The sequence below is a fragment of the Streptomyces aidingensis genome (assembly GCF_900112355.1).
GTDB lineage: Bacteria > Actinomycetota > Actinomycetes > Streptomycetales > Streptomycetaceae > Streptomyces > Streptomyces aidingensis.
This window is the reverse complement of sequence record NZ_FOLM01000002.1, coordinates 548,341-569,739: the sequence shown is the minus strand read 5'-3', so window position 1 is coordinate 569,739 and position 21,399 is coordinate 548,341. Positions and strand designations below refer to the sequence as shown.

The window sequence follows — 21,399 nt, the reverse complement described above, 5'->3', positions numbered from 1 at the left end:
GGAACCGGCCGCTTCCGGTGGCGTCCGGCCTCTCCTGCGGTCTTCCGGCCGGTCGCCGCCGCGCCCGGCGTGGGTCCGAACGGCCTCACCCGGCTCTCAACACCGACGGCAAGCGGTTCCCTTCCCGTGCACCAGCAGGAACGTTCCGGCGGCCCTGGGCCGCTGTGCCCTCACCGCCGCACACAGGTGTATGTCCCGTAGATCCGCCCCTGCCAGGAGGCATCGGCGATCTCGAACCCGGCCGCCTCCAGCATGGGTTCGAGCAGCCACCGAAAGGTGCTGAACTCCGTGCGCAGATGCTCGGCGTAGTCCTGCCGCGTATAGCCGCGGCTGCCGTCCGCCGCCGCCCCGGCCATCCAGGCCCGGAGGACCTCGGGCGCCTCCGCCGGCCGGAAGTCGAAGATCAGGTCGCGCAGGCGCAGCACGCCGCCCGGGCGCAGCATGGCGGCGATCCGGTGCAGCGCCATCGCCTTCCAGAAGTCCGGCAACTGGTGCAGCGCGTGCCGGGTGTACACCGCGTCCAGTGGGCGGCCGGTGTGCCGGTGGCTCAGAAACCCGGCGCGCACGCAGGTGAGGTTCGACAGCCCGGCCGCGGTGGCCGCCGCGCGCAGCCGGTCCACCATGGCGGGGGACACGTCCACGGCCGTGACCTCGCCGAACTCCCGGGCCGCGGCGAGCGCGAACCGTCCCGTCCCGGCTCCCAGATCCACCACCCGCGCGGAGCGGTCCAGGCCGCGGGCCCGCAGCGCGGCCACATCCGGCCCCGGGTCCGGATGGCCCTGCTTGGCGTCAAATCCCGCCACGAACTCCGGATCCAGATGTTCCGGCCCCGCATGGACCAGCTCGTCCACCACCCAGTCCGCGTCCTCCCAGCTCTCCATGCCCCCCACCATCCCCACCCAACGGGCTCCCCCGCCACCGCATTTTCCGGCTCTCGGCGTTACGGACGTTGAAAGGGCGACTTCCCGCGGTGGCACCGATCGCGCCTGTACTTCCGCACCACCCGGAGGAGACGATCACGGGCGCGACGCGTCGTACGTTCTTGCCGGCAGCGGTGCTGCTGGCCCTGGTCCCCGCCGTGGCATGCGCGGGCGGCCCGGCCGCCGACCGTGCGGGGAAGGCCCCCCTCGCCGCCCGATCTGGCCGGAACTCTCGCCTCCGTCCACGTCGGCGGGGATCCGGCGTCCACACGGGGCCGGCTGCTCGAAACCCTCGGCGCCGCTCCGGACCCCTATGGCTGGAGCGTGGACGGCATCACCCTGGACCTGAGCGATGACGCCCCTTCCCCGGCCCTGGCCTTCGCCATGCCCGGCGGTCCCGCCGCGGTGGACACGGTGGCGGCCAGGGCCGAGCGGCACGGCTGGCAGGTGACGGGCCGTGACTACGGCCGCGGCAGTGACTACGCGGTCCACCTGTCCGATGGCCACGGCCTGCGGATCATGCTGCGCGCTTCCGCGTGACCCCGCCCGGCCAGGAGCGGGTCGACGGCATGTTCAGCGCCCTGCTGCCGCAGGGCCGGGCCTTTTCATCGCACCGGCTCCGCTCTCCGGCCCCTCACTTCTCCCTGCCGGACTCGTCCTCCGCCCACCCGTTCCATTCCCGCCGGGCCGCCACCCGGGCCTGATGCTCCGCGACCGCTGCGGGGCGGGCCCGATGCTCCGCCATCGCCGCTGCGGCCGGGAGCAGGAACATCCCGGCCAGGCCGCCCCCGAGCAGAATGCCCGGCAGCGCGACATGCCCCAGCCGGTCGGCCGCCACCGTAGCGACCCGCCCGGACGGATCCACCGACACCTCCAACCGGGCCCCCACCGGCGCGCACTGCCCGGGGCCGCGGTACATCAAGCCGAGCCCTCGCCCGGTACCGGTCTCCTCCACCCGGTAGTGGATCTGGCCGTCGCAGTCCGCCGGGCCCACCCCGTACTCGTGGCTGCTCTCCGTCGTCACGGTCGGGCCGGAGGCCCTGGACGACCACGTGACCTTCCAGTTCGAGGTCACCACCGCCTCGGTGCGTTCTCCGAAAGCCGCGTGGTAAAGCTGCGGGCCGGAGGCCATGGCGACACCCATCACCAGGACAGTCAGAACGATCAGCCCCGCGGACGCCCCGATCATCAGACCCTGCATCACGGCCCGGTCGAAGGTACGCGAGGCGGCCACGCCGAACGGTACTCCGAGAAGGACCGGCAGAAGCATGAAGGCGGCCAGACCAGCGTCCCTGAGCCGTCGAACCACAGGAAACTGGCACTCACCAGCAGCACGCAGCACAGCGCAACGCCCGTCTGGGCGGCCAGTAAGAGCAGCAGCGTCCCCATGCCCCCCATCCCCCACCAGTAGGTCTGCACCGTGCCCGGCCACCAACGGCGCGTGCCCGCCGTCCCACGCATACCATCGGCTCCCTCCCACCGCACCGGCTCTCCCCGGCCACGCTGAAGGAGCGTCCGTGGCCACGGAAGAAGCGCGGCGACCTGCCGTGGGCGGCCCGGCCGCCGACCGGATACCCCAGCGACGGTGCCCCGCACCACTGCCTCCCCCGAATCGCCGACGGCTTTGTCCGGCCGGTCCAGCCTGCGGACCGGCGCCGGGCTCCCGCGCATGCTGTGTGGATCATGCTGCGCGCAGCGGGATGCGACCGCTGTGGCAGGCTAGGTGCCGGACCGGGTCCAAGGCAGCGGGGAGGCGCGGGAGATGGTGCACAGACGCATCCGGCGGGCGGCGGTCGCCCTGCTGCTGGGCGCAGCCGTCACCGCCTGCGCGGGCGGCCCCGCCGCCAACCGCGCATCCGACACCCCCGCCCCCACCGAAGACGCCACCACCTCCTCCCCCCCCACAACCACCACCCCACCCCCGGACAACGAACCCGGCGAAACCACGCCCGCTCCAGTTCCCACTCAGGAAGAGCTCGAACCGGCCGCAGCGACCGGCACGGCGACCGTGGTGGCGGAGCACCCGTTGACGGACATCGCCGATCCCTGGGGCCTGACCGTTCTGCCCACCAGCGGGGATCTCCTGGTGGGAAGTCGCACCACCGGCAAGATCTACCGAGTCGCCCAGGACACCGGTGACATCACCGAGATCGGGACGGCTGCTTCGCAGGCTGCCGGGGAGGGCGGCCTGCTCGGCCTGGCGGCGGCAGACAATTCGTTCTTCTTCGCGTACTACACAACGGAATCCGAGAGCCGGGTGGTGCGCTCCGCGTACCAGGAAGGCAAACCCGAAGGTCAGCAGATGGAGACGTCGGGGCGGCTGACCGGACTGCCGTGGGGCGACATGCGAGTCGGTGGCGCACTGCTCCTGACGCCGGACGGAACGCTGTACGCCGGGGTGGGGGACTTTGGCGATTCCTCCGCCGGGAAGATCCTCAAGTCCCCTGATGCTCTCGACGCTTCCTGGAACCCTCAACTGCCCGACACAGAGGTGCTCGCCGGCACACACGGGAGCGTTGAAGGCCTGGCGTTCGATGCGGGCGGTCACGTCTGGGAGGTCGGCCGGGGAGAGGACGACTCGGCCGTGCTCGCCCTGGCCGGTTCGGAAGAAACGCTCCATCTCTGGACCGGCGGGGCAGTCCCCAGCGGCCTTGCCTACACTCCGCAGCGCTGTCTCTGGGTCTCCATGGCGGACGGATCCCTCTGGCGTGTGCCATTGGACAACACAGAGCTGGTGGCCACTCCCCAAGTGGTGCTCAATGTGGCGACCGATCCACCGCCCGAGCTGAGCGGCGAGTACCTTGGCCTCCGATCGCCCGCAGCAGTCGGTGAGGACACGCTCTGGGTGCTGGCCACCGGCGGGGGCGGCACCAGCTTGCTGAAGCTGTCTGTCAGCTAGATCGCCATGCCGTAGACGATGGTGAAGAGTGTGCCGAGGGAACCGATGATGAAGACTCCGGTCAGCCCGGCGACGATAAGCCCCTTGCCCTGCTCGGCGCTGAAGCTGTCGTGCAGCGCGGTTGCGCCGATGCGCTGCTTGGCCGCTCCCCAGATGGCAATCGCCAGGCAGATGATGATGGCCAGCGCCATGATCACCTGAACCATCGTGCGGGCCTCGCTGCCCAGCGACGCAAAGGGACCCCAGTCGGGTGCGATACCACCGATGATCTCGGTGATGTCGGCTTCCTCTGCTGCCAGAAACATCCTCGCTCACCGCCTTCCGCAGTGCTGCCTCACTCGGATTGTGCCATGGGCCGGAGGCAAGTGTGACGCGCCGCCAGAGCCCGTAGCGGCAGGACGTTGCGGGTGAGCGTCGTGTCCGGTATGCCGGACTCGCGGAGGAGTGCACGACCGTGCGCCGAGCTGGCCAGTTCTATGCAGTTGTTGCCGTCCGGCTAAAGCTGGACTTCTGCCAGTGAGCCATTCTCTGCATGGCGCTCAGGCTACGTCTCCGAGAACAGGATCTGGCGGTTGCCGTGGGCTGGGGGCGGTACGGGACGCCGAGTGGTGGTAAGGCGGTGTGGGCGGAACTGGGCGCTGCGGCCGGGGAGTCCGCCGGGGGCGGACAACAGGGTGGGGATGAGGCATCGTTGAGGACATGCGCAAGGGGTTGGCGGCGGCCGGGATCGGGCTGGGCGGGCTGGCGTTGTTCATGGCGTTGCTCATCGTGGGGGTGTACAGCACCGCCGCGAATCTGGGCGGCGGGGGCGGCGGCAGGGGCGGCGGGCAGCTGGCCGCCCATACCGTGCCCGGCCGCTACGCCCCGCTGGTGCAGCGCTGGGGGAATCTCTGCGAGACGCTTTCGCCGGCCCTGCTGGCCGCCCAGCTGAACCAGGAGAGCGGCTGGAACCCCAACGCCCAGAGCCACGCGGAGGCGCAGGGGATAGCGCAGTTCATACCCGGCACCTGGGCCGTGCACGGCCTGGACGCCAATGGGGACGGGGTGGCCGATGTGTGGGACCCGGAGGACGCGATTCCGTCGGCGGCCTCCTACGACTGCTCGCTGGCCTCGTATGTCAAGGATGTGCCGGGCGATCCGGTGGACAACATGCTCGCCGCGTACAACGCCGGTCCGTATGCGGTGATCAAGTACCAGGGCGTGCCGCCGTACGAGGAGACCCGTAACTACGTGCGGATCATCCGCTCCGCCGAGCAGAGCTTCGCGGCCCGGGCGGAGGCGGAGCAGGGCGGCGAGCGGCTGCCGCCCCTCCGGGCCGCCGCCGGGGCGGTGAACTTCGCCCAGGACCATCTCGGCAAGCCGTACCTCTGGGGCGGGGAGGGCACGCCCGAGGACGGCGGCCGGTTCGACTGCTCGGGACTGACCCAGGCGGCCTATGCCAGCGTGGGCATCGAGATACCCCGGGTGGCCAACGATCAGTGGAACGCCGGGCCGCATCCCTCGCGGGACGAGCTCCTCCCCGGTGACCTGGTCTTCTTCGCCACCGACCGGTCCAATTCGCGCACCATCCACCATGTCGGCCTGTACGTCGGGGGCGGCTACATGATCAATGCGCCCTATACCGGTGCGGTCATCCGCTTCGACCCGATCGACGGGGCCGACTACTTCGGTGCCACCCGCCCTGTCGCAGGGTGACGCTATCATCGCGGTGAGTGAGGATGCCCGGGGGTGCATCTCTCTTGCGTAACGCCTCGGCCCCAGGTGGGCCGCGACGGAACGCGCCCTGTTCGGCGGGGCGTTTTCTGGTTTCTACTGGAGGCAGCGATCCCGTTCCCGGGCGGCACCAGGGAAAGGAAGGAGTACGCGGATGACCGTGATGGCGGGCCCCGATGCCGACGTGCTCCGCGCCGTCGGCGGACTGGGTGAGGCGGTGCCCGGCTGGGCCCAGCCGGTGCTCTCCGCGCTGACCGGCTTCGCGCTGTTCCCGGTGCTGCTGCTGATCTGCGCGCTGGCCGTCCGCCGTGCGCTGCGGGCGGATGCCGCCGGGCCCGCGGCCCTGCCCGGCGGGCTCTGGGCGGCGCTGGCCGGCGGCCTGGCCGCGCTGACCGCCCTGCCGGTGCGTGAGCTGGTCGCCCGTACCGGCCCGGCCGGAGCGCAGGACGGGGACGTGCAGGTGACGGCGGGGCCGGAGGCGGTGGCGGCCGGCTATTCGTTCGTCAGCGTCCAGACGGCCGCGGCCATGGCGATCGCGGTGGCCCTGCTGCTGGTGCACCGGCGCACCGCCTGCTGGGCGCTGGGCCTGGCGCTGGCCGCCGGCCCGGCCCAGTTGCTGGCCGGCACGCATTACCCGACGGATGTGATCGGGGGCTATGCGCTGGGCGCCGCGGTGGCGTTGCTGCTCCAGCCCGGTGCCATGGCGCTGCTGACGCCGCTCGCCGCGCGCTGCGCCCGGCCGTCGCGGCTGCCGCTGGGCGGCCAGTTCCGCACCGGCACCTTCCGTATCCCGTTCCGTGGGCACGGGGACAAGGATCTGGCCGCCTAGCGGGTGCGTCAGCCGTCCCCGGCCGGGGAGCCGCGGCCTTCGTCGGCGGGGGTGTCGGCGGGGATGTCGGTGGGGGCGGGGTGGAGGGCGGCCAGATGGGCGGCGGCCTCCTCGCGGGCCAGCGGCCGGGAGCGGCGGGCCGGGCCGTACCATCCGCAGTCGCAGCGCGGCGAGAGGAACGGGCCGCGCTCGACCAGGACGATCCGGTGGCCCGGGATGTCCGGCAGGGCCGGTCCGTCCCCCGTGGAGGACGCGCCGGACGCCGGATCCTGGCCCCCGCGGAGTATCTTCCAGGCCCTCCTGCCAGTCGCCTTGCGCACGTCACCACCGTATCGGGCTATGCCCCCGGTCAGCCCGTGACGGGTGTCCGAAGGCTTCGTTAAGCGGGTCAGTGAGTGCGGTGAACTGAGACGCGAAGATGCTTGGGGGTCGACAGGCCATGAGGGCGCGACGTCGGCAAAGGGCAGGCTCGGGCGGCGGCGGACGGGACGGGCGGGGCGGCGGCCACCCCCGGAGGTTTCGCAGAAACGCATCTCCCCGGCTGCTGGCGTCCTCCGGTCTGCTGGTGCTCGGCCTGGCCGTGACGGGCTGCTCCATGGTGGGCGCCGCCGCCGACACCCGCACCGCCGGGGAGGCGGTGGAGCTGATCCGCCAGGTGCCCGATCTGCTGGCCGAGGCCGGCTCCTCCCGGGCCCGCACCGCCGTGGAGCTGGCCTCCGGCGGCACCCGCATCACCATTCACGGCCGGGGCGGCTTCGACTACCGCCGCCGGGTCGGCGAACTCGCCGTGACCCTGCCCGCCGATCCGTCCGCGGCCGAACAGCCGCCGGTCACCGAGCTGTTCCTGCCGGGCGAGCTGTATCTGAAGAACCGCGGCGAGGGGGTTCCGCCGGACAAATGGGTGCGGCTGGACGTGGCCGCCATCCATGACGGGAATCTGGTCACCGGCGGGGCCACCGACCCGATCACCGCCGCCGAGCTGCTGCGCGGCGTGCAGCACGCGGACGACCTGGGCGAGGTCGAGGTGGAGGGCGAGACGCTGCGCCGGTTCCGCGGGATCACGGACATCGCGGAGGCGGCCCGGGCCGCGGACGACCGGGAGAGCCGGGAGCAACTGGCCGCCGCGGTGGACGGCTTCACCGACACCGCGGTGCGGTTCGACGCCTATCTCGACGACGACGGGGTGCTGCGCCGTATCCGGCACCACTTCAGCTTCGCCTCCACCGCGCCGCCGGCGCCGGGCGTGCCCGTGCAGGTGAGCTCCACCACCGTGCTGTACGACTTCGGCACGCCGGTGGTCATCGACATGCCGCCGGCCGAGCACATCTTCACCGGCGCGGTGGCGTACCCGGGCGGGTAGTCGGCGGGCAGTCGGCGGGCACCCGGCGGGCGGAGGTCCGCGCGCCCGGGCTCAGGTGCGGAGCATGCGGGCGATGGCCGCGGTGGCCTCCTCCACCCTGGCGTCCACCTCCGGCCCGCCCTCGGCCGCCGCCTCGGCCACGCAGTGCCGCAGATGCTCCTGGAGCAGTTGCAGGGCGAAGGACTGCAGCGCCTTGGTCGAGGCCGACACCTGGGTCAGTATGTCGATGCAGTAGACGTCTTCCTCCACCATCCGCTGGAGGCCGCGCACCTGGCCCTCGATCCGCCGCAGCCGCTTGAGATGGGCGTCCTTGTCCTTGCTGTAGCCGTGGGTGTGCTCGGGGTCGTGCTCACGGTCGAGCGGGCCGACGGTCGGCTGGACGGTGCTCATGACGTCCTCCCTGGGCCTGCGGGCGCAAATACCCCCAACCCGTATAGAGTACCGAATCCATCCGGAAACCGGTCGGTCCCGGCCGGACCTGCTGCCGCGGTCCGCACCGCGGCAGTATCCCGCACGCCTGAGCGGCGCGTCACGCCGCGCGGGCCTACCGTGCTGGATGAGGGCCGATGGCGGGGGCTGACGACGGGGCTCGTCACTCTCCGACACCGCGCAGGGCTACGTCATGTCATCGCCGCCCTTGATTTACCCTGCGTTCACCTCACGCTTGCCGGTCGATCGCCTTGTTCACTTTACTTTTCACCTTGAACGTGGACATTGATTCACCTGACATGTGGGAAGGACGTCAGTGAAGCTCTCGCGCGCGACCGTACGCCGCACCCGCACACTGGGCACGGCAACGGCCATCGCCGCCCTGCTCCTCACTGCCTGCGGCACCGACGACAACACCGGGATTCCCGGTGCCGTCGACTTCTCGTCGGACACCATCGAGTGCGGTCCCCCCGGCACCCTGCTGGCCTCCGGCTCCACCGCGCAGGCCAACGCCATGGAGGTATGGGTCAACGTCTATCAGGCCAATTGCCCTGACGCACAGGTGAACTACAAGCCCACCGGTTCCGGGGCCGGCATCCAGGAGTTCCTCCAGGGCACCACCGCCTTCGCCGGCTCCGACTCGCTGCTGAGCCCCGCCGAGGTCGAGCAGTCCCGCTCGGTCTGCCGGGACGGCGGCCGGGCCATCCACCTGCCCATGGTGGCCGGGCCGATCGCCATCGGCTACAACCTGCCCGGCGTGCAGGACCTGGTGCTCGACGCCGAGACCCTGGCGCGGATCTTCAACTCCGAGATCACCGCCTGGAACGACCCGGCCATCGCCGAGCTCAATCCGGACGCCGACCTGCCGGAGACGCGGATCACCCCGTTCTCCCGCTCCGACGGCTCCGGCACCACCGACAACTTCACCTCCTATCTGCACGGCGCCGCGCCCGACGCCTGGCCCTACGAGCCGGACAAGAACTGGCGGGGCAAGGGCGGCCAGTCCGCCGACGGCTCCTCGGGGCTGGTCGGCATGGTGCAGCAGAACGAGGGCGCGATCAGCTACTTCGAGCTCTCCTACGCCCACCAGAACGGCATCGACACGGTGCTCATCGACACCGGCGCCGCCGAACCCGTGGCGGCCACCGTGGAGAACGCCTCCGCCGGCATCGCCTCCGGCACCGTCATCGGCACCGGCGCCGACCTGGCCATGGAGCTGGACTACACCACCACCGCCGAGCGGGCCTACCCGATCGTGCTGGTCAGCTACGAGATCGTCTGCGACCGGGGCAACGACCCGGAGACCGTCGAGCTGACGCGGGCCTTCCTGCGCTACATCGCGAGCGAGGAGGGCCAGCAGAAGATCACGCGGATCGACTACGCCGCCATCCCCGACGAGATCATCACGCAGGTCCGCGACCGCATCGCCGACCTGGGCTGACCGCCGCGCCCGGCTCCCGCCGCCGGCCGGCCGCCGCCTGCCGCTCCCCAGACCGAGAGATCCAGGAATGTCACCGACAACCACCGCCTCCCCGCCCTCGACCGGCCGCACGGGGGACCGGATCTTCAGCGGTCTGTCCAAGGGCGCGGGCATCGCCCTGCTGGCGATCATGGCGGCCATCGCCGTCTTCCTCACGGCGCGCGCCGTCGTCGCCATCCGGGCCAACGAGGGCAACTTCCTCACCACCTTCGAATGGAACGCCAACGCCGACCCGCCCGTCTTCGGCATCGCGGTCCTGCTGTTCGGCACGGTGGCCAGCTCGCTGATCGCCATGCTGCTGGCGGTCCCGGTGGCCGTCGGCATCGCGCTGTTCATCTCGCACTACGCACCGCGCAGACTGGCCACCCCGATCGGCTATGTCGTCGATCTGCTGGCCGCCGTGCCCAGCATCATCTACGGCCTGTGGGGCGCGCTGTTCCTGGTGCCCCGGCTGACCGGGCTGTACGAATGGCTGGACCAGTTCTTCGGCTGGACCGGCGTGCTGTCCTACGACGGCTCCCCGGCCCGCTCCCTGATGACCGTGGGCATTCTGCTGGCGATCATGATCCTGCCGATCATCACCAGCGTGACCCGGGAGGTCTTCCTCCAGACGCCCAAGGCCAATGAGGAGGCCGCGCTGGCGCTCGGCGCCACCCGCTGGGAGGTGGTCCGGATGGCGGTGCTGCCCTTCGGCCGCTCCGGCGTCATCAGCGCCTCCATGCTGGGCCTGGGCCGCGCCCTGGGCGAGACCATGGCGGTGGCCACGGTGCTCTCCCCGGCCTTCCTGATCAACCTGAGCCTGCTGGAATCCGGCGGCGCGACCTTCGCGCAGAACATCGCCAGCCAGTTCAAGGAGGCCGGCTCCATGGGCCGGGACGCCCTCATCGCCTCCGGCCTGGTGCTGTTCCTGCTGACCCTGGTGGTCAACGGCGCGGCCCGGCTGATCATCGCCCGCCACAAGGAATACTCGGGGGCCGCCGCATGAGCGACACCGACCGCACCCGCAACGAGCCCGGCCCCGAGCGCCGCGGGGGTCCGCCCCGCCCGCCCGAGGTGGCCCCCGAGAACGGCGGGGTGGCGCAGGAGCACGACCGGGCCGCGCATGAGCTGGCCGCGGTGGCGCCCATGGTCTCCGGCCAGTCCGTGCCCGTGCACCCGGAGACCGCCCGGCCGGCGGAGGTGCCCTCCGAGACCCGTGTGGAGGAGCACCAGGAACGGGTGATCATCACCCCGCCGGTGCGTCCGCCCACGATGGGGCTGCGCCGGCCCCGGCTGCCGCGCTGGACCCCGCTCGGCCTGGCGGTCGGCTCCCTGGCCTTCGCCGTCGCCGTCGGCCTGGTGGCGGGCCTGGACAGCCGGGTCCAGTGGGGCCTGATCGCCGCGCTGGTCTTCGTGGCCGCGAATTTCGCGCTGACCGCCGCGGTGGAGGGCCGGCGGCAGGCCGTGGACAAGCTGGCCCTGTCGCTGATCTGGACCAGCTTCCTGGTCGCCGTGCTGCCGCTGGCCTCCCTGGTCTGGGAGACCGTGGCCCGTGGCATCCCCACCGTGAGCTGGGATTTCCTCACCCACTCCATGAACGGGGTGCTGAGCTGGCAGCAGGGCGGCGGCATCTATCACGCGCTGCTGGCCACCCTCCAGCAGGTGGCGCTGGCCTCGCTGATCGCCATCCCGATCGGCCTGCTCACCGCCGTCTATCTGGTGGAGTACGGGCGCGGCTCCCTGGCCCGGGCGATCACCTTCTTCGTCGATGTGATGACCGGCATCCCCTCGATCGTGGCCGGCCTGTTCGTCCTCACCCTGTGGATCATGGCGCTGGACTTCGGCTACTCCGGCTTCGCGGGCGCGCTGGCGCTGTCGATCCTGATGATGCCGATCGTGGTGCGGGCCACCGAGGAGATGCTCAAGCTGGTGCCGAACGAGCTGCGCGAGGCGGCGCTGGCGCTGGGCGTGCCCAAGTGGCGGGTGATCCTCAAGGTGGTGCTGCCCACCGCCATCGGCGGGATCACCACCGGGGTGATGCTGGCGATCGCCCGGATCGCCGGCGAGACCGCGCCCATCCTGCTGCTGGTCTTCGGCAGCAATCTGATCAACGCCAATCCCTTTGAGGGGCCGCAGTCCTCACTGCCGCTGTTCGTCTACGAGCAGTGGGGCTACGGCACCGAGGAGGCATACGACCGGGCCTGGGCCGCGGCGCTGGTGCTGATCGTCCTGATCATGATCCTGAACCTGGTCGCCCGCGGCGTCGCCCGCTGGAAGGCCCCCAAGACCGGCCGCTGAGGCTGCACCGGGCAACCCCCGCCGAGCCCCGCGCAAGCCCCGCAGAAGCCCTGCAGAAGAGAGACACACCCACCATGGCCAAGCGCATCGACGTCAACGGGCTGAACGCCTACTACGGCGGCCACAAGGCGATCGAGGACATCACCTTGCATGTCGAGCCGCGGTCCGTCACCGCCTTCATCGGGCCGTCCGGCTGCGGCAAGTCCACCTTCCTGCGCACCCTGAACCGGATGCATGAGGTCACCCCCGGCGGCCGGGTCGAGGGCGAGGTGCTGCTGGACAACGAGAACCTGTACGGACCCGGGGTCGATCCGGTGCAGGTGCGCCGCACGGTCGGCATGGTCTTCCAGCGGCCCAATCCGTTCCCCACCATGTCGATCTACGACAACGTGCTCGCCGGGGTGCGGCTCAACGGCATCCGCTACAGCCGGTCCCAGCTCGACGACCTCGTGGAGAAGAACCTGCGCGGCGCCAACCTCTGGAAGGAGGTCAAGGACCGGCTGCACAAGCCGGGGGCCGGACTCTCCGGCGGCCAGCAGCAGCGGCTGTGCCTCGCCCGCGCCACGGCGGTGGAGCCGGATGTGCTGCTGATGGACGAGCCCTGCTCGGCGCTGGACCCCATCTCCACGCTGGCGATCGAGGACCTGATCGACCAGATGAAGTCGCGCTACACCATTGTGATCGTCACCCACAACATGCAGCAGGCCGCCCGGGTCTCGGAGCGCACGGCGTTCTTCAACCTGGCCGGGGTCGGCCAGCCGGGCCGGCTGATCGAAGTGGACGCGACCGACAAGATCTTCTCCAACCCGAGCGAGAAGGCCACCGAGGACTACATCTCCGGCCGCTTCGGCTGAGCCCCGGCCCGGGGCCGGCCCCGGGAAGTGGTCTGCGGGAGCGGGGCGGGATTGGTCTCCGCGGCGGGGGCAGGGTTGCCTAGCGTTTGCCGGATGACGCAGACGACGAGGACGCAGCGGAGGGCTGCCCTGACCTTCACCGTGGACGACACGGTGTTCCAGCGGGTGCCGGACTATGTGATCGGCCTGCTCGGGGTGGCGGAGATCGAGGTGGGCACCGGCGACCCGGAGGTGGCGCGGCTGCTGGCCGCCGCCGAGGACGAAGCGCTGGCCGCGGGCATCCGCGGCCGGTCCGGGGTGGCCGCGCTGCCCCGGATCAGGGAGTGGCGGGAGGCCCACCGGGCGGTGGCGATCACCCCCGGCCGCTATCCCTGCGCCTCCGAGTCCCTGCTGCGGCGCCCGGCCAAGGGCGAGCGGCTGCCGCGCATCAACGATCTGGTGGATCTGTGCAACGCCCACTCGCTCGCGTCGCGGCTGCCCATCGCCTGCTGCGATGTCGCCGGCATCGGCGCGTTCCGGCTGGCCCCCGCGAGCGGTGCGGAGGAGTTCCTGCCGCTGGGCAGCCCCGATGCGCCGGAGCGGCCGGAGCCCGGGGAGGTCGCCTTTCTGGACGAGCGGGGCCGGGCCCACTCCCGGCGCTGGAACTGGCGGCAGAGTGATGTGGTGGCCACCCGGCCCGGACGGCGGCGGCTGATGATTTCCGTGGAGTCGGCACATCCCGGCGGACGGCAGGATGTGGCGGAGGTGCTGGAGAGTCTGCGGCGGGTGCTCGCGCCCAGGATGACGGCCGGGACGGCGCCGCACACCGTGGTGCTGCACCCGGACCGGCGCAGCGGGGCCGTGCTGCCCGCCGTGCCCGCCGCGCCGGCCGGCGGCTCGGACGATGCCGGGCCGGCGTCGTGGACCCGGGTCAGCGGGCGGCGGTGGTGAGTGCGGCGGCCAGCCGGGTGACGCCCTCGGTGATCCGGGGCGGGGGCAGCGCCGCGTAGCCCATCAGGAAGGACGGCTCGGGCGGCGTGCCCAGCATGGTAATAGCCGGCCGCCGGGTGCACCCGCACCCCGTGCCGTTCGGCGCGCGCGGTGATCGCCTCCTCGTCCAGGTCCCGGGGCAGTCCGGTGAAGGTGACCAGCACATGCAGCCCGGCGGCCTCGCCGGAGATCCGCACCCGGTCGCCGAAGCGGTCCCGCAGGGTGTCCAGCAGATGGCCGCGGCGGCGGCGGTAGAGCCGGGACATCCGGCTGATGTGCCGGGCGTAGGCGCCGGTGGCGATGAAGTCGGCCAGCGCCTCCTGGGTCAGGGTGGGGCTGAGCCGGTCGGTGATCCACTTGACGCCCAGACACGGCCGCACCAGCCGCTCCGGCAGGATGGCGTAGCCGAGGCGCAGAGCCGGGAAGAGGGTCTTGCTGAAGCTGCCGACATAGACCACATTGCCGTGCCGGTCCTCGGCGGCCAGCGCGGGCAGCCGGGCACCGGTGAAGGAGAACTCGTTGTGGTAGTCGTCCTCCAGCACCACCGCGCCGCGCCGCCGCACCCAGGCCAGCAGCTCGCGCCGCCGCCGGGGGGAGAGCAGATGGCCGGTGGGGAACTGGTGGGACGGGGTGACATAGACCAGGGTGACCCGGCCGGGATCGTGCCCGGCGGCCCGCACCCGGCCGTCGATCTCGGCGACCCGCAGCCCCTCGTGGTCCACGGGTACCGGTACCACGGCCGCGGCCGGGGAGGAGCCGAAGATCTGCCGCAGCACGGTGTGGCCGGGGTCCTCGATGACGATCACATCGCCGGGGCCGGAGGCCAGCAGCCGGGCCAGGATGTCGGTGGCCTGGGTGGCGCCGCTGGTGACCACCACCCGGCCGGGCGGGGCGTCCAGGCCGCGGCTGCGCCGCACCAGCTCGGTGATCCGGGCGCGCAGCTCGGCCGAGCCCTCGGCCGGACCGTAGCCCAGGGAGGCGGTGGAGGCCCGGGTGTGCGCCCGCTGCAGGGCGTGCTGCCAGCGGGAGACCGGGAACTCGGCCAGCGCCGGGGTACCGTGCCGGAAGTCGATCGCCGGGCCGGTGTCCCCGGCGGCGCCGGGCGCGGGCCAGGGCCGCCACATCAGGCCGCCGGCGCCGTCGGTGCCGCCGGCCAGCGGGGACTTGGGCAGCAGCGGGGTGCGGGGTGCGGGCGGCGGCGCACCCGCGGCGGCCGGGGCCGGGTCGGCGGCGTGCGGGGCGATGGTGGTGGCGGAGCCGCGACGGGCGATGACCAGACCCCGGGCGCGCAGCAGCTCGTAGGCGCCGACCACCACGGTGCGGGAGACGCCGAGCTCTCCGGCCAGCTCCCGGGTGGCGGGCAGCCGGCCGCCGGGCCGCAGCCGTCCGGCCTGCACCGCGGCGGCGATCTCGTCGCACAGCTGCTGCCGCAGCGGCACCCGGCTGGCCCGGTCCAGGTTGATCAGCAGTTCCGAAGATCCCACACCGCCGATTCTGCCTTCCCCGGCCGCGGGGCGGTGGGCGCGGTGCGCGGTGCGGTGCGGTGCGCGTGGCTTGCCACGCCGCCGCGCCGTCTCCCCGGCGTCGGTCACCGAGGCGGCCGGGCGGCGGCCGGCCGGGCGGCGGCTGCCGCGACGCTCCGCGCCGTCTGCGCGGGAGCGGCTGTGCGGGGTCAGCCGACGGCGAGGCGGGTGAGCCAGAAGGCGAGGGCGGCGATGGCCGCCGCGGCGGGCAGGGCGAGGAACCAGCCGGTGAGGACGTTCCTGGCCACCCCCCAGCGCACCGCCGATATCCGGCGGGTGGCTCCGGCGCCGACGATCGCCGAGGTGATCACATGTGTGGTGGAGACCGGGGCGCTGAACGCGTAGGACGCGGTGTACATCACCGAGGCCGCCGTGGTCTCGGCGGCGAAGCCGCGCGGCGGATCGAGTTCGATGACCCGCCGGCCCAGCGTGCGCAGAATCCGCCAGCCGCCGGTGTACGTGCCCAGTGCCAGCATCAGCGCGCAGGCCAGAGTGGTCCACAGCGGGATGGCGCCGCCGGCCGGCTCGCTCTCCGCGACCACCAGCGCCATCATGATCACGCCCATGGACTTCTGCGCGTCCTGGAGGCCGTGCCCCAGCGCCATGGCCGCCGCCGAGACCGTCTGCGCCATGCGGAAGCCGCGCTGCGCCCGCACCGGGGTGGCGTGGCGGAAGATCCACAGCAGTGCGACCATCACCCCGTAGCCGGCCACCAGGCCGACCAGCGGGGCCACGACCATCGGCAGGACGATCTTGTCGAGCACCCCGTCCCAGTGCACGGTGGCGGCGCCGGCCAGGGCCGCGCCGAGCAGCCCGCCGAGCAGCGCCTGGGTGGAGGAGGAGGGCAGCCGCAGGGTCCAGGTGAGGGCGTTCCAGGCCAGGGCGCCGACCAGCGCGGCGAACAGCACGGTCAGGCCCGGGCCGCCGTCCGGCGGGTCGATCAGGCGTTCGCTGACCGTCCGGGCCACCCCGCTGCCCAGGAAGGCGCCGGCCAGGTTCATCACGGCGGCCAGCAGCACGGCCACCCGGGGCGTCAGCGCCCGGGTGGAGACCGAGGTGGCGATGGCGTTGGCGGCATCGCGGAAACCGTTGGTGTAGGCGAAGAGCAGCGCGCAGACCGTCACCGCGCCGAGAGCAAGGGCGTCCAAGGGGTCAGGACTCCTTGACCACGATGGACTCCACCGTGTTCGCCACCCGCTCGAAGGCGTCGGCGGCCTCTTCCAGCACGTCCACGATCTGCTTGAGCTTCATGATCTCGATGGCGTCGTAGGCGCCGTTGTTGAACAGGTGGGCGAGGAGCTTGCGGTGGACCCGGTCCGCCTGGTTCTCCAGGCGGTTCACCTCGATCCAGTACTCGGTGAGGTGGGACATGGTGCGCAGCTGCGGCATGGCCTCGGCGGTCAGCTCGGCGGCGCGGGCGAGCACCTCGATCTGCTGCTCCACGCCCTTGGGCAGCTCCTCCACCTCGTAGAGCACCACCAGATCGACGGCCTCCTCCATGTGGTCCATGATGTCGTCCAGGCAGGAGGCCAGCCGGTAGATGTCCTCGCGGTCGAACGGCGTGATGAACGAGGAATTGAGCTGGTGGAAGATCGCGTGGGTGGCGTCGTCACCGGCGTGCTCCACGGCCCGCATCCGCTCGGCGATGTCGGGCCGGGACTCCGGTTCCGCGCCCAGCAGCTCCAGCAGCAGCTTCGACCCGGTGAGGATGTTGTCCGCAGAGGCGGCGAAGAGATCGTAAAAGCTCGTATCCCGCGGCGTCAGGCGAAAGCGCACTGGAATTCCTCTGCGGTTCATCGAATGGTCGTACCCGAAGATGCTACGGGCACATTCCAGCCACGACGAACCTCCCCGGCGCGGGGTTGATCGAAGCGATATGTGATCCTTGCGGACTCGGCGGCCGGTTCACCGCCCTCCGTTATAGGGCCCGTACGGGCCGTCACTGCTGCTCCAGCCGCCGCCCCTGCCGCGGCTCACCCCGCTCACCGCGGGCCGCACGTCCACCAGATAGATCACGGTGGCGATGACCCCGACGAGAATGAGCAGCATGGCCGGCAGGAAGAGCTGCACCGCCACCGAAACGCCCAGAATGATCAGCCAGAACGGCTTCGTCTGCTTGTCCACCGCCCGGAAGGCGTCCTCCCGCTGGAGCGCGGCGTGCACCAGCGCATAGATGCTGAGCACCAGGAGCGCCAGGAAGATCAGGTTCACCAATGTGCTGAACCCCGCCAGCAGCATGCTGTTCACCACCTGTCCGTAGGCCGGTTTCCCCGGCAGTTCCCTACCACGCTAACGGCTGTGCGGTGCCTCGGTACTCCCGGCGACCGCACAGCCGTGCGTTTCCCGTGTCCGGCGGGCGTCAGCTCTGCCCGGCCGCGGGCCTGTCACCGGCGGCCCCGGCCTCGTCCTCGGCCTCGTTCTTGGCATCGGTGACGGCGGCGGTGTCCATCCGCTCGACGGTGACCTCGGGGGTTCCCGCGCCGTCCGGCCCGGCGCCGGGCTTGTCCTGGCCGCGCCATTCGACCACCGCCGTCCGGCCGCGGGCGGCCAGCTCGTCGTAGGTCTCCCGCGCCTTGACGGCGTACTCCTTGGCCGCGTCCACGCCCTGCCCGGCCAGGTGCTGGGCCTGCTCCCGGAGCCTGGGCAGCTCCTCCTCGCGGAAGCTGTGCAGCTTCCCGGGTGCCTCCTCGCGCAGCTTGGTCAGCCTGCCGGGCAGGTCACGCAGCTTCTCCGCGGCCAGGTCGGTCGCGCCGGCCACCGCGTAGAACGGGGTGCTGCTGGTGATGGTCTTGCGGATCTCGTCGGTGAAAGCCATTGCTCTCGCCCCTCCCAGGGTCGGTCAGTCTTCCTGGCCGTGATCGGGCGCTTCCGGCCGCGCGGGCGGGCCGTCGGCGGCTGCCCCGGCGCTCTCCCGGCGGAACGCGTCGTAGATCTGGATCAGCGCCTGCTTCTGCTGATCGTCCAGCTCGGGATCGGCGAGCACGGCATCCCGCACCCCCGGCAGCTCGCCGTCCCGCTCCTCACGCACGCTCTCGTCGAGAATTCCGGCCCGCACGTACAGCGTCTCGGCGGAGATGCTCAGCCCTTTGGCGATCTGCTGGAGGATCTCCGCGCTCGGCTTGCGCAGCCCGCGCTCGATCTGGCTCAGGTACGGGTTCGACACATCGGCGGCCTCGGCGAGCTGCCGCAGGGAGAGCCGCGCCTGACGGCGCTGCTCCCGCAGAAACTCTCCCAGGCCGTGCATATCGAACGGAACCATGCGGCAAGCCTGCCACCTACTGCTAACTATTGCAAGCAACTGCTTGCAAGTGTCCCGGTGCGAGGGCGGAGGCCAGATGCCGGCCACCGGGCCGGGGGCGGTGAGGGCGCTCGGTCCGCTGCGCCGGCAGACCGCTCCGCGATGCGGCCTGTCTCGCCCGGCCGGGGCCGGCGGTCGATGTCGGGATGCCGCCGGAGCGGTCGCGGATGCCGGGTGCGCCGGGTGCGCCGGGTGCGCTGCCATGGGAAAAGGCTCCGGGCCAAAGGGCCTGGAGCCTGGGAAACGCTGACCGGCGGGCACTCGCCGGGAAGCTGTTGTACCCCGCGCGGTCATCATGATCATAACATGGAAGGCCCTTGACCGGTCAGGGTGTCGGTCGCCCTCCGCAGCAGCCGGGCGCCCTCGCCGAGGTGTTCCGGCGCCGCCGCGGCGATCATGCTCAGCCGCAGATACGGGCCCGGGGGCTCGGCCGGGAAGTACGGCCTGCCGGGCGTGACCGCGACCCCGGCCCGCAGCGCGGCGGCGGCCAGCGCGGTGTCGTCCGTGTGGTCCGGCAGCCGCTGCCAGAGGTGGAAACCCCCGTACGGCGGGACGGGCGGCACCAGCCCGGGCAGCTCCCGGCGCAGCGCGGCGGCCAGGATTTCGCGGCGCTGCCGCAGGGTTTCCGAGAGCCGCCGCAGATGGGCCCGCCAGGCCGGGGAGGCGACGAGTTCCAGGGCGGTCTCCTGGATCGGGCGCGGCACGAACAGGCTGTCCACCACATGGGTGGCCCGCAGCCGCTCCATGGCCGGGCCGCGCGCGGCCAGCGCGGCGACGCGCAGGCTCGGCGATGCCGCCTTGGTGAGCGAGGCGATGTGGACCACCACGCCGTCCGGGTCCTGGGCGGCCAGCGGGGCGGGCAGCGGCGGGGCGTCGGCGTGCGCCAGGCGGCGCGCGAAGTCGTCCTCCACCACGAACGCGCCGGCGGCCCGGGCGATGCGCAGCGTCTCGGCGCGGCGCTCCGGGGACAGCACGGCGCCGGTGGGGTTGTGGAACAGCGGCTGGCAGACCAGCAGCCGGGCACCGGTGACGCGGAACGCCTCGGCCAGCAGATCGGTGCGGAGGCCGTCGCGGTCCACCGGGACCGGCACCGGGCGCAGTCCGGCGGTGCGGGCCACGGCCAGGATGCCGGGGTAGGTGGGGGACTCCACCAGAACGGGGGCGCCGGGCGCCGCCAGGGAACGCAGCGCCGTGGTGAGGGCGGCCTGGCCGCCGGTGGTGATGAGGACGTCGGCGGCGGTCAGCGGTCCCTCGGGTCCGGCGATCCGGCGGGCGAACCAGCTTCGCAGCTCGGGCAGGCCCTCCAGCGGAGGGCGGCCCCAGGTGCCGGGGCGGCGGCCGGCCCGGGCCAGCGCCGCGGCCAGTGCGCGCTCGGGCTGGAGGGCGACCGCGGGATAGCCGCCGTTGAGATCGATGACGCCGGGCGGGGACGGTGCCAGGGTGGCGGTGATGCCGTCGGCCCCGGTGGCCGGGGCCGAGCGCGGATGCGCGCCGAGCGCCACCTCCTGCCAGGACAGGTCCCCGGCCGCGGGGCGCCGGGGCGGCGGCGCGCGGAACACCCCTGCGCCGGGCCGGGAGACCACCGCGCCCTCGGCGGTCAGCAGGGCGATGGCCCGGCTGACCGTCACCGGGCCGACTCCGTACCGTTCCCGCAGGGTGCGGCTGGACGGCAGCTTTTCCCCGACCGAGTAGCGGCCGAGTGATTCCCGCAGCAGACCGGCCAGCTGCTCGGCACTGCTACCATCATTCATGAGAGATAACGATAGCGCTACTGGACGGGTAAGGATAGCGCCATCCGCTGCGGAGCGGCCCGCCGCACGGCGCGCCGGGCCCGGGGCGCCACCGGGCCGCGGCGGCGAGAACCGCACCCGGCACGCTCCGGGACGGGTGGGGACCGCCGCCGCCGCGCTCGGCGTGGCCGGGTTCTCGCTGTCCTTTCCGGCGACGGTGGGCGCGCTCGGCGGTTTCGGCGCCTGGACCGTCGCCGGACTGCGCGGGGTGATCGCCGCGCTGCTGGCCGGACTGTGCCTGGCGCTCTGCCGGGTACGGCCGCCCGACCGCCGCCACTGGCCCGGACTGGCGACCGTGGCGGCCGGCTGTGTGCTCGGCTTCCCGCTGCTCACCACGCTGGCGCTGCAGACCGCCTCCACCGCCCACTCCGCGGTGGTGACCGGCGCGCTGCCGCTGGCCACCGCCGCGCTGGCGGCACTGCGCACCCGGCACCGCCCGCACCATCCGCACCATCCGCACCGCCCCCGCCTTGCGCACCGGCAGTCCCGGCGGTTCTGGGCCGGGGCGGTCACCGGCGGCGCGGCCGTCACCCTCTTCGCACTGCACCGGGGCGGCGGTCTGCCGACCGCCGCCGATCTGCTGCTGGCCGCCGCGCTGCTGCTCTGCGCGGCCGGCTACGCGGAGGGCGGGCGGCTGGCCCGGCACCTCCCCGGCTGGCAGGTGATCGGCTGGGCGGCGGTGGCCGCGCTGCCGGCCGGCCTGCTGGTCACCGCGGTGGCCTGGCCGCTGGAGCCGGCCCGGCCCGATGCCACCGCGCTGCTCGGACTGGCCTATGTGGGGGCGGTCTCGCAGTTCGGCGGATTTGTGTTCTGGTACCGGGGGATGGCGCTGATCGGGGTGGCGCGGGCCAGCCAGATTCAGTTGGCCCAGCCGCTGCTCACCCTGGTCTGGGCGGTGCTGCTGCTGGGCGAGCGGCTGCCGGCCGCCGCGCTGCCCACCGCGGCCGTGGTGCTGGTCTGCATCGCCGTGACCCAGCGCGCGGGCGCCCGTGGGGAACCCCCGGAGCCGCCCGGCGCGCGGCCCGGCGTCTGAGCCACCGCGGCGGGGGGGCCGCACC

23 protein-coding genes and 1 pseudogene are annotated in these 21,399 nt (G+C 72.6%); 11 read left to right on the top strand and 13 right to left on the bottom strand.

Annotation, left to right across the window (positions count from 1 at the left end; genetic code table 11):
- Positions 1 to 170 precede the first annotated feature (170 nt).
- A complete protein-coding gene (locus BM242_RS07125) occupies positions 171 to 881 on the bottom strand; it encodes a class I SAM-dependent methyltransferase (RefSeq protein WP_093837871.1) in 711 nt (236 codons plus the stop codon).
- Positions 882 to 1,109: 228 nt separating this feature from the next.
- On the opposite strand from BM242_RS07125, the gene BM242_RS28825 reads away from it, so the two are divergent.
- Positions 1,110 to 1,460, top strand: a complete 351-nt coding sequence (locus BM242_RS28825; protein ID WP_139238282.1) for a hypothetical protein — start codon at positions 1,110 to 1,112, stop codon at positions 1,458 to 1,460.
- Between the two features lie 94 nt (positions 1,461 to 1,554).
- Here the strand turns inward: BM242_RS28825 and BM242_RS07115 are convergent, their stop codons facing one another.
- A complete protein-coding gene (locus BM242_RS07115) occupies positions 1,555 to 2,154 on the bottom strand; it encodes a hypothetical protein (RefSeq protein WP_093837785.1) in 600 nt (199 codons plus the stop codon).
- A gap of 528 nt (positions 2,155 to 2,682) precedes the next feature.
- Here BM242_RS07115 and BM242_RS07100 point away from each other — a divergent pair.
- Complete coding sequence (locus BM242_RS07100) at positions 2,683 to 3,819, top strand: PQQ-dependent sugar dehydrogenase (RefSeq protein ID WP_175541296.1); 1,137 nt, start codon at positions 2,683 to 2,685, stop codon at positions 3,817 to 3,819.
- Here the strand turns inward: BM242_RS07100 and BM242_RS07095 are convergent.
- Positions 3,816 to 4,124 carry a hypothetical protein gene (locus BM242_RS07095; protein ID WP_093837781.1) on the bottom strand — a complete coding sequence of 103 codons (309 nt, stop codon included), beginning with the start codon at positions 4,122 to 4,124 and terminating at the stop codon, positions 3,816 to 3,818. The genes BM242_RS07100 and BM242_RS07095 overlap by 4 nt on opposite strands.
- Positions 4,125 to 4,518: 394 nt before the next feature.
- On the opposite strand from BM242_RS07095, the gene BM242_RS07090 reads away from it, so the two are divergent.
- Both BM242_RS07090 and BM242_RS07085 read left to right on the top strand, forming a co-directional pair.
- On the top strand, positions 4,519 to 5,514 hold the full coding sequence (locus BM242_RS07090) for a C40 family peptidase (protein WP_093837780.1): 996 nt from the start codon (positions 4,519 to 4,521) through the stop codon (positions 5,512 to 5,514).
- Between the two features lie 172 nt (positions 5,515 to 5,686).
- Positions 5,687 to 6,361 (top strand): phosphatase PAP2 family protein, encoded by a 675-nt coding sequence (locus tag BM242_RS07085; RefSeq protein WP_093837779.1) that lies wholly within the window; start codon positions 5,687 to 5,689, stop codon positions 6,359 to 6,361.
- Positions 6,362 to 6,369: 8 nt separating this feature from the next.
- Here the strand turns inward: BM242_RS07085 and BM242_RS07080 are convergent, their stop codons facing one another.
- Positions 6,370 to 6,681: a hypothetical protein gene (locus BM242_RS07080; protein WP_093837778.1), complete on the bottom strand. Its 312-nt coding sequence runs from the start codon at positions 6,679 to 6,681 to the stop codon at positions 6,370 to 6,372.
- 245 nt (positions 6,682 to 6,926) lie between these two features.
- On the opposite strand from BM242_RS07080, the gene BM242_RS07075 reads away from it, so the two are divergent.
- Positions 6,927 to 7,721: an SCO4651 family lipoprotein gene (locus BM242_RS07075; RefSeq protein ID WP_245833875.1), complete on the top strand. Its 795-nt coding sequence runs from the start codon at positions 6,927 to 6,929 to the stop codon at positions 7,719 to 7,721.
- A gap of 51 nt (positions 7,722 to 7,772) precedes the next feature.
- On the opposite strand, the gene BM242_RS07070 is transcribed toward BM242_RS07075, so the two are convergent.
- Positions 7,773 to 8,111 (bottom strand): metal-sensitive transcriptional regulator, encoded by a 339-nt coding sequence (locus tag BM242_RS07070; protein WP_093837777.1) that lies wholly within the window; start codon positions 8,109 to 8,111, stop codon positions 7,773 to 7,775.
- A gap of 355 nt (positions 8,112 to 8,466) precedes the next feature.
- Between BM242_RS07070 and pstS the strand changes: the two genes are divergently transcribed.
- The 4 genes from pstS (at position 8,467) to pstB (ending at position 12,761) form a co-directional block, all read left to right on the top strand.
- Positions 8,467 to 9,591, top strand: coding sequence for a phosphate ABC transporter substrate-binding protein PstS (gene pstS, locus BM242_RS07065; protein WP_093837776.1), 1,125 nt, complete (start codon positions 8,467 to 8,469; stop codon positions 9,589 to 9,591).
- Between the two features lie 67 nt (positions 9,592 to 9,658).
- Complete coding sequence (pstC, locus tag BM242_RS07060; protein ID WP_093837775.1) at positions 9,659 to 10,615, top strand: phosphate ABC transporter permease subunit PstC; 957 nt, start codon at positions 9,659 to 9,661, stop codon at positions 10,613 to 10,615.
- 266 nt (positions 10,616 to 10,881) lie between these two features.
- A complete protein-coding gene (pstA, locus tag BM242_RS07055) occupies positions 10,882 to 11,907 on the top strand; it encodes a phosphate ABC transporter permease PstA (protein WP_093837869.1) in 1,026 nt (341 codons plus the stop codon).
- A gap of 74 nt (positions 11,908 to 11,981) precedes the next feature.
- Positions 11,982 to 12,761, top strand: a complete 780-nt coding sequence (gene pstB, locus BM242_RS07050) for a phosphate ABC transporter ATP-binding protein PstB (protein ID WP_093837774.1) — start codon at positions 11,982 to 11,984, stop codon at positions 12,759 to 12,761.
- Between the two features lie 173 nt (positions 12,762 to 12,934).
- On the opposite strand, the gene BM242_RS29815 is transcribed toward pstB, so the two are convergent.
- Complete coding sequence (locus tag BM242_RS29815) at positions 12,935 to 13,117, bottom strand: hypothetical protein (RefSeq protein WP_217652391.1); 183 nt, start codon at positions 13,115 to 13,117, stop codon at positions 12,935 to 12,937.
- Between BM242_RS29815 and BM242_RS31115 the strand changes: the two genes are divergently transcribed.
- Entirely contained in the window at positions 13,059 to 13,691 is a 633-nt protein-coding gene (locus BM242_RS31115) for a B3/B4 domain-containing protein (protein WP_425443818.1), read from the top strand. The genes BM242_RS29815 and BM242_RS31115 overlap by 59 nt on opposite strands.
- A gap of 95 nt (positions 13,692 to 13,786) precedes the next feature.
- On the opposite strand, the pseudogene pdxR reads toward BM242_RS31115, so the two are convergent.
- From pdxR to BM242_RS07010, 7 genes and pseudogenes are all read right to left on the bottom strand, one after another.
- A pseudogene (pdxR, locus tag BM242_RS31110) lies at positions 13,787 to 15,169 on the bottom strand (MocR-like pyridoxine biosynthesis transcription factor PdxR); the annotation flags it as partial.
- Positions 15,170 to 15,402: 233 nt separating this feature from the next.
- A complete protein-coding gene (locus tag BM242_RS07035) occupies positions 15,403 to 16,401 on the bottom strand; it encodes an inorganic phosphate transporter (RefSeq protein ID WP_093837772.1) in 999 nt (332 codons plus the stop codon).
- Between the two features lie 4 nt (positions 16,402 to 16,405).
- On the bottom strand, positions 16,406 to 17,029 hold the full coding sequence (locus BM242_RS07030) for a DUF47 domain-containing protein (protein ID WP_093837771.1): 624 nt from the start codon (positions 17,027 to 17,029) through the stop codon (positions 16,406 to 16,408).
- 129 nt (positions 17,030 to 17,158) lie between these two features.
- Positions 17,159 to 17,491, bottom strand: coding sequence for a DUF2516 family protein (locus BM242_RS07025; protein ID WP_093837868.1), 333 nt, complete (start codon positions 17,489 to 17,491; stop codon positions 17,159 to 17,161).
- A gap of 121 nt (positions 17,492 to 17,612) precedes the next feature.
- Positions 17,613 to 18,068 (bottom strand): hypothetical protein, encoded by a 456-nt coding sequence (locus BM242_RS07020; RefSeq protein ID WP_093837770.1) that lies wholly within the window; start codon positions 18,066 to 18,068, stop codon positions 17,613 to 17,615.
- Positions 18,069 to 18,092: 24 nt separating this feature from the next.
- Positions 18,093 to 18,512 carry a helix-turn-helix domain-containing protein gene (locus BM242_RS07015; protein ID WP_093837769.1) on the bottom strand — a complete coding sequence of 140 codons (420 nt, stop codon included), beginning with the start codon at positions 18,510 to 18,512 and terminating at the stop codon, positions 18,093 to 18,095.
- A gap of 338 nt (positions 18,513 to 18,850) precedes the next feature.
- Entirely contained in the window at positions 18,851 to 20,302 is a 1,452-nt protein-coding gene (locus BM242_RS07010; protein ID WP_093837768.1) for an aminotransferase-like domain-containing protein, read from the bottom strand.
- Here BM242_RS07010 and BM242_RS07005 point away from each other — a divergent pair.
- On the top strand, positions 20,301 to 21,374 hold the full coding sequence (locus BM242_RS07005) for a DMT family transporter (RefSeq protein WP_093837767.1): 1,074 nt from the start codon (positions 20,301 to 20,303) through the stop codon (positions 21,372 to 21,374). The genes BM242_RS07010 and BM242_RS07005 overlap by 2 nt on opposite strands.
- The last annotated feature ends 25 nt before the right edge of the window (positions 21,375 to 21,399 follow it).

Excerpts from the sequence above, each read along its gene's own strand:
- BM242_RS07125 (WP_093837871.1), bottom strand. The coding sequence starts at position 881 with ATGGAGAGCTGGGAGGACGCGGACTGGGTGGTGGACGAGCTGGTCCAT.
- BM242_RS07100 (WP_175541296.1), top strand. The coding sequence starts at position 2,683 with ATGGTGCACAGACGCATCCGGCGGGCGGCGGTCGCCCTGCTGCTGGGC.
- BM242_RS07095 (WP_093837781.1), bottom strand. The coding sequence starts at position 4,124 with ATGTTTCTGGCAGCAGAGGAAGCCGACATCACCGAGATCATCGGTGGT.
- BM242_RS07090 (WP_093837780.1), top strand. The coding sequence starts at position 4,519 with ATGCGCAAGGGGTTGGCGGCGGCCGGGATCGGGCTGGGCGGGCTGGCG.
- BM242_RS07085 (WP_093837779.1), top strand. The coding sequence starts at position 5,687 with ATGACCGTGATGGCGGGCCCCGATGCCGACGTGCTCCGCGCCGTCGGC.
- BM242_RS07070 (WP_093837777.1), bottom strand. The coding sequence starts at position 8,111 with ATGAGCACCGTCCAGCCGACCGTCGGCCCGCTCGACCGTGAGCACGAC.
- pstC (WP_093837775.1), top strand. The coding sequence starts at position 9,659 with ATGTCACCGACAACCACCGCCTCCCCGCCCTCGACCGGCCGCACGGGG.
- pstA (WP_093837869.1), top strand. The coding sequence starts at position 10,882 with ATGGGGCTGCGCCGGCCCCGGCTGCCGCGCTGGACCCCGCTCGGCCTG.
- pstB (WP_093837774.1), top strand. The coding sequence starts at position 11,982 with ATGGCCAAGCGCATCGACGTCAACGGGCTGAACGCCTACTACGGCGGC.
- BM242_RS07025 (WP_093837868.1), bottom strand. The coding sequence starts at position 17,491 with ATGCTGCTGGCGGGGTTCAGCACATTGGTGAACCTGATCTTCCTGGCG.
- BM242_RS07020 (WP_093837770.1), bottom strand. The coding sequence starts at position 18,068 with ATGGCTTTCACCGACGAGATCCGCAAGACCATCACCAGCAGCACCCCG.
- BM242_RS07015 (WP_093837769.1), bottom strand. The coding sequence starts at position 18,512 with ATGGTTCCGTTCGATATGCACGGCCTGGGAGAGTTTCTGCGGGAGCAG.
- BM242_RS07005 (WP_093837767.1), top strand. The coding sequence starts at position 20,301 with ATGAGAGATAACGATAGCGCTACTGGACGGGTAAGGATAGCGCCATCC.
- BM242_RS07010 (WP_093837768.1), bottom strand. The coding sequence starts at position 20,302 with ATGAATGATGGTAGCAGTGCCGAGCAGCTGGCCGGTCTGCTGCGGGAA.